The organism is Fulvivirga sp. M361 (assembly GCF_007097395.1).
In the GTDB taxonomy this organism is placed as follows: domain Bacteria; phylum Bacteroidota; class Bacteroidia; order Cytophagales; family Cyclobacteriaceae; genus Fulvivirga.
Window position 1 is genome coordinate 278,323 of record NZ_VKDC01000003.1, and the last position, 6,000, is coordinate 284,322.

Annotated in this window: 7 protein-coding genes; 1 reads left to right on the forward strand and 6 read right to left on the reverse strand. The window is 39.7% G+C overall.

The window, feature by feature from the left end; translation table 11 throughout:
- Positions 1–51: 51 nt before the first annotated feature.
- The 5 genes from FNH22_RS03660 to FNH22_RS03680 form a co-directional block, all read right to left on the reverse strand.
- Entirely contained in the window at positions 52–606 is a 555-nt protein-coding gene (locus FNH22_RS03660) for a hypothetical protein (protein ID WP_143396970.1), read from the reverse strand.
- Between the two features lie 1,061 nt (positions 607–1,667).
- Positions 1,668–2,141 carry a hypothetical protein gene (locus FNH22_RS03665; protein WP_143396971.1) on the reverse strand — a complete coding sequence of 158 codons (474 nt, stop codon included), beginning with the start codon at positions 2,139–2,141 and terminating at the stop codon, positions 1,668–1,670.
- A 547-nt stretch (positions 2,142–2,688) separates the two neighbouring features.
- Positions 2,689–2,838, reverse strand: a complete 150-nt coding sequence (locus FNH22_RS32845) for a JAB domain-containing protein (protein ID WP_143396972.1) — start codon at positions 2,836–2,838, stop codon at positions 2,689–2,691.
- A 3-nt stretch (positions 2,839–2,841) separates the two neighbouring features.
- On the reverse strand, positions 2,842–3,492 hold the full coding sequence (locus FNH22_RS03675; protein ID WP_185154070.1) for a toxin-antitoxin system YwqK family antitoxin: 651 nt from the start codon (positions 3,490–3,492) through the stop codon (positions 2,842–2,844).
- A gap of 103 nt (positions 3,493–3,595) precedes the next feature.
- Positions 3,596–4,375: a YHYH protein gene (locus FNH22_RS03680; protein WP_143396973.1), complete on the reverse strand. Its 780-nt coding sequence runs from the start codon at positions 4,373–4,375 to the stop codon at positions 3,596–3,598.
- Between the two features lie 713 nt (positions 4,376–5,088).
- Here FNH22_RS03680 and FNH22_RS03685 point away from each other — a divergent pair.
- Entirely contained in the window at positions 5,089–5,298 is a 210-nt protein-coding gene (locus FNH22_RS03685; protein WP_143396974.1) for a hypothetical protein, read from the forward strand.
- Between the two features lie 272 nt (positions 5,299–5,570).
- Here FNH22_RS03685 and FNH22_RS32595 read toward each other — a convergent pair whose 3' ends face one another.
- Positions 5,571–5,696, reverse strand: coding sequence for a hypothetical protein (locus FNH22_RS32595; protein WP_255517980.1), 126 nt, complete (start codon positions 5,694–5,696; stop codon positions 5,571–5,573).
- Positions 5,697–6,000 lie beyond the last annotated feature (304 nt).

A 6,000-nucleotide genomic window follows, 5' to 3' on the forward strand; every position in this document is an offset into this window, starting at 1 on the left:
CCGATAAAACCCCATTCATTCATAGCATATGTTATATGCCTTTCTAAAGACTCATTCTTTAATTAAGTCTTCATACAAAATATATCCTATGTAATCCATTAAATGGACTTGGTAGTTCTGTTTATCAGTCCTAACAGAGATTCGTTTTGTGTTGTAATCCACAACACCCTTAGGTAATGGATTTATGAATCTTGGTTTTCTTATAGTTACTCCTAATATCTTTATTGGGCGAGTAAAATGGCCTTCTGTAGATTTATAGTATTCTTTATAGTTCTTAAAAACATATATCGTACCGAGTTCTTTATCCTCGATTTTCCCTTTATCAATTCCAGTAATTACAATTTGACAATACTCTTGATGTAGGGAAAATAAACTTAGAGTGTCTTTACCATGTGAGTATTCAAGTTCAAAATACCCGTCTTCATTTGCAACAAACCCTTGTTTTAAACTATCAAAACTAAAGAAATGAAATTCACGATAGACGTCAATTGGTTTTTTTGTCTCATAATCCAACAATCTACCGCTAACTTTATAAGTCTGACTAATTACGCTACTGTAAATAGATAGACAACCAAATAAAACTATTAGTTTAATTACGTTTTTCATCGCCTCTCTCAATATGGCATATAACGCTCAACTAAAATGAGTATGCGCCCCAGTTCCCGAAAGCACTGAATTTTGCTATTTGCAATGCTCTTTCAAATGGCTCAGTTCGCATATTCATTTTAGTGTTTGTGTGTGCCTTGAATGGTGAATATAGCTCATGAAGTTGAGCGTTCCAAAGGGTGAAAGTCCCGTACTCGCTGGGGTCGTGCCCAGAAGCGAAGCAAGTGGCACGCGTGTCGCTGAAGCTTTAGCGTAAGCACAAGGTGGTTTGGAGTGATCCACGCACTGAAGTAAGCCAGACTGCGGTGTCTGTACTGACGAACAGGAACCACATACAGAGGCTATGAGGCCGGATGAGGCAGCACATCATGCCGAAGTCCAACTCCTCGAAAGAGTCTGGTGCCGAAATAGTAGATGTAGCAGCGATAGGCACAAGGATATTCACCTTACCGAGGGAGGTCTCGAACCGTACGGGGTACGGATTGAGAAGTCAGCAGAAGTCATAGTAGCTACTGGTAACGAGCCGATCAAAATCGGAGGACTCACTGGGCAGCGAAGGACTGAACGTATTGTGAAGCGAANGCCAGACTGCGGTGTCTGTACTGACGAACAGGAACCACATACAGAGGCTATGAGGCCGGATGAGGCAGCACATCATGCCGAAGTCCAACTCCTCGAAAGAGTCTGGTGCCGAAATAGTAGATGTGGCAGCGATAGTCACAAGGATATTCACCTTAACGAGGGAGGTCTCGAACCGTACGGGTTACGGATTGAGAAGTCAGCAGAAGTCATAGTAGCTACTGGTAACGAGCCGATCAAAATCGGAGGACTCACTGGGTAGCGAAGGACTGAACGTATTGTGAAGCGAAAATTCGATAAGGAGTCCCGAAAGTTTTCGGGATAGCCTTATCTTAAAAGTAGCGGAAAGAGGCTATTGGTGTAAAGAGCGATAGCCTTATACTTTACGAACCGCCCAGTACGAGACCCGTACGCTGGGTGGTGTGAGAGGCGCACCGTGGGCTTATAGCTCACGGCCGTCTACTCGATTGGCATTTCGTTTTTCATGAGTATTCCAATCTGCCAATTAAGTTATTTTGAGTCTTCCGCAGCAAGAACGGAATTATTGCAAGTGGTATACTAAACACAAGTGTTGCTAAAACCGGAGAAAGGTCAGATGGGTTTCTAATTAGGAAGTATCCCATTAAGCTAAGAAATGCTGCCACAAAAGTTCCGTAAAGGATGTATGCCAATGTTGTTCCAGTAAAATGGACGGTTACAATCGTTCCTGATTCAATGGGTTCAAAAGTTACTGTTGTTCTCGGCCAGAAGAACATGCTATTACTTTTAACATTCACCTTGTGCTCATAAGGAATGCTGAACCATAATGATTTAGTTGTTTCCAATGCCTTGTTGAATTCAGCAAAATAGGTGAAGTCATTGCCTGAAAACCCTGGTTCTGGACTCATGTTTCTTCTGATGTTCCTATATAGATCATCGGTTGTTAACTTGGTTCTATATATGCGCTTGAGCTTCATTAACTATCGTTAGTTCGGTCCAACACACCCGTAGCTGCAACGGATGTTCCAATAGCCCAAACTGTCTCAAAAATTGATTTTAATCCCGTCATAAGTCTATCGTTCATGTTATTTACTTGTTCCATAATTGTCTCCTTTCTTTTTATTGTTAATTGGTCCATGACGAACCTAATTGATGTTAAACAAAATACTAAAAAGGCTACTGGAACAAAACCGTCGCAGTACAAAGTGGCTACCCCTAAGGATTTCTTAATGTCTTCTCATCAAATTTACGTTTTCCCAATGAATGCCAACAAGTGAATAACATCCATTCCGTTTTTAAACGTTTACAGATATTTACAAACGACATTCAAATGGGTTAAGCTAAATTAAGCATAATCAAGTACTTCTTAGAAAATATATAGCAATATACCAGAAGCATCCGAATCGTTTTGTGTGGGGTTCCCAAGAACAATCCGTACGATTGTTTTGGGAACTACACCTTGAATTCAGGTGCGTTTAAAGAGAAATAACAGGTAGTTTTAGTGATAGTACTTTAAGATAAATTCTATCTATCCAAAAGCGTATCGTCAATGATGCTTTTATAGCTTTCTTCTGAGATTATCAAATGGTCAAGAATATCAATTTCAATGACCCTGCCAGCTTTCATAAACTTTTTGGTCAGGTCTAGATCTTCCCGACCTGGGGTGTTTAGCAAGGATTATTTATTGGATGCAATCTTTTCCTCTTCGTTCTTTTTGCGTTTGATTCTTCCATCCTCTAATCCAAAACAAAGGGCCGCTTTTTTTAATCCAAAAACTCTACCTTCCCGGGCTTCGTAATTGGCAAATAAAGCACCGTTTTTTCTAAATGCCTGCTGTATGCCCTCTTCTTTTCCTCTGTTCAGGTTCAACTTTTTGAAAAGCTCACCCGTTGGATACCACTTCTTTTGCTCTCCATGTGCTTTACCGGTATGATAATTGAGATGGGCAATCAGGACATGGACTGAATCTGCAGACCATATTTTTTTCTCTCCATGTAATTTCCCTTTATGATAATTTGCCACATTTTTAAAATGCCCGTCAGGGTACCATTGAATAGCTACGTTTTGCTTTTTTCCGTCTAATATCCCAAACTTTTCCATCAGGTTCCTATCCGGATAATAACTTATGGCGAATCCGGAATAGGGCAGATCATTTAAAGTCCATAATGATGTGTTATGATTATATTCCAGAGCTGATTTTATAACTCTTTTTTCCGGCACTTCTAAGAAGATATCGACATTACTGCCTGGAGGTGATTTTCCTTTTTGTTCAGTACAACCCATCCATAGAAAGCTTAAAAGCAAAAGCGTGCAAAAAATTGTTTTCATTTTAATGATTTTAGCCCCGGTAATTAGTCTAAAAAAGAAACTACCCAAATCAGAAGAAAATGTGAATGATGGTTTCTTTTCAATCCATGATCTTGTGTATTGCCTACATGATAGTATTGGGAGTGCCCTTCAAATCACCACCGAAAAGGACGATTAGAGCTCCTAAATAATATTCATTGATGATGTGATAATGATAAAACCCTTCACCGTCACTGTGTTGTGTTGAAGAACTATGTCCTCCGGACACATCCAGGTTCGTTGGGTGGTCTCCTGTCGAATTACATTTTCTACCATAAATTAAAAAGCCATCAGCCATGATCCCTACCAGTTTTTCATCATCATGAGAAAGTACTGTGTTTTCAGGGACATCCGAAGACTCTACATGGTAATGATAGCCTGAAGGGCCATTGTGGGCTCCGGCATAATCAAATGTTTCGGCAATTTCTTCTTCTAAAGGTCTGTTGGGTCCTTCCGTATCATTGAAAATAGGGACACCCGTTACAGAAATACCAATGGGACCTAATCCTGTAGCTGTGCTCGAAGAGGCTAATGCCGGTGCATCAGGAACGGTAACAATAAAGCTACGACTTCCAATCCCACCAGGAGTCAAACGCGTAGCCACGATCGGATCAATATATAGAGGTTCCGTTGCAGCCCAGTATGGAGAAGTGTGGTTAGGTAAACCATTTGATTCAATGGTAATTTCATCACCATCAAATGAAATGGTTACTGCATCAGGGTTAAATTCATCAAATGCAGCTGTGGGTGTTTTAACTTCAGTTGAAGTATCTCCATCAATAGTGTTTTCATCATCTTCTCCACATGAGATAAGCAGAACGGCAGTTCCGATGAGTGGAATGAGTAAAATTTTTAAATGTTTCATAGTTAGAAATTATTATGTTGAAAAAGAGGCATTCATTAAGTAAGACGTCTTTTTTTTAAATATCCCTCGCTCAATATTTTTTTAACTATTTGAAATACAGCTATAATTCTTTCAACAGTCGCTTTGCTCCCAGCCGGGTAACCGGATGTCACTTCCGGTCTCCGGCCGGTATACAGGCTCAGTGTTCAGGGGAGAGCAGCTACCTGCATTACAGTAGGTCCAAGAAAAGGGCTCAGAAGTATAACCGGCTTCTACCGGGTTATTATGTATGTACTCAATCTTTTGATCAATAGTGCCGGGGTAGTTTAATGCTATTGAGTGATTGGTCTTTTGCCAAAGCTTAAATCGGGAATTTTGTTTTGGTAGTTGGCATACTATTTAAACATGTGGATAAACCATTTCTTACGACTTTCCCCTGTTCGTTTCAATTGATTTCATTATTTCTTTGGCAGTGTAGCTCTTAAAGTCCCTGATAACACTACTCAAGTTTATTCTTATCATGGCGTGCTATCGAGTGTATGTGGCTCGGCATGATCGCATAAGCATATAAGAGTAATCCTTTGTGCTCTTTCAATATTTCAGACTTTTCATGATGATGTCGCAATACCGTTACAGGGTAAAAATGGTTATCCAGCCAGGGACAATGTAAGAAAATAAAGATAATCTGTGTTGGCCTTTCTCAGTTCTGATATGGGAGTAATGTTAGCGTATTTATGGCAAAGATGACATTTGAAGTTTTGTTTAGTGAAGCCGGCCGGAGGCCTAATGAATATTGGTCACTTGGCGGAGCCAAGCGACTGTTGAAGGAACTAATTCCTAACGCTTACCAAACAACTATTTCAATACTGTATGGACAAGAAAATAATGATACTTACAATACGGTGATTGATGCAGTTGAACAGTTACCTGAAGTAAAGGAATGAACGGAATATGTTCTTGAGGAAAGTGAAGGCGATAGACTCCTTTCAGTCATCGTTTATTTGTCATTTCCTTACCCATCGTACCAAAAATTATCTAGTTCATTAATGATGATATCAATGGAATCTCCAAAAGTGTCCCTGTCCCTTTCTTCTCTTCTATGAACTACAGAGTATACATTTTTATGGTATTCGTCAGGACTTGGAGCCAAAACGAAGCATAAATGTAACGCAACAAATTGGACTCACTAGTGCTGCAGACAAAATGAAATAACTTGTTACTTGGGTTGCCAGGTAGGAGGCATATGGTTCTCAGTGTTTTCTACGGGTAACACCTCTTCACTGGCATCACATGCTACAAGTAACACACTTAAAAGAACTAAAATGAAAGCTAGATTTTTCATAATGTAACTTTTTGTTTTTACTAAAATAAATCAAACCAATAGCCAATTTATCCTGTTGCGTCATCTTCTCCAACCATTTATCAAAATAATTACTCAACCAAAAGCAGAATTTTCGCTCGTATGTGGCGAGTGACCATTATTCTCAGGCCTCCTTTAGATTTAAGTAATATAACCATTCGTTTATTGTTGCTATTGTAGACTGAGGGGGGTGCAGGGGGGAGACTGATAACTTGTGGATAATGTGGATAACTTTTAGTCTGTCAATATGGCTAAATTAGAAAAGAATGGGGTGAACTTGTAGGCC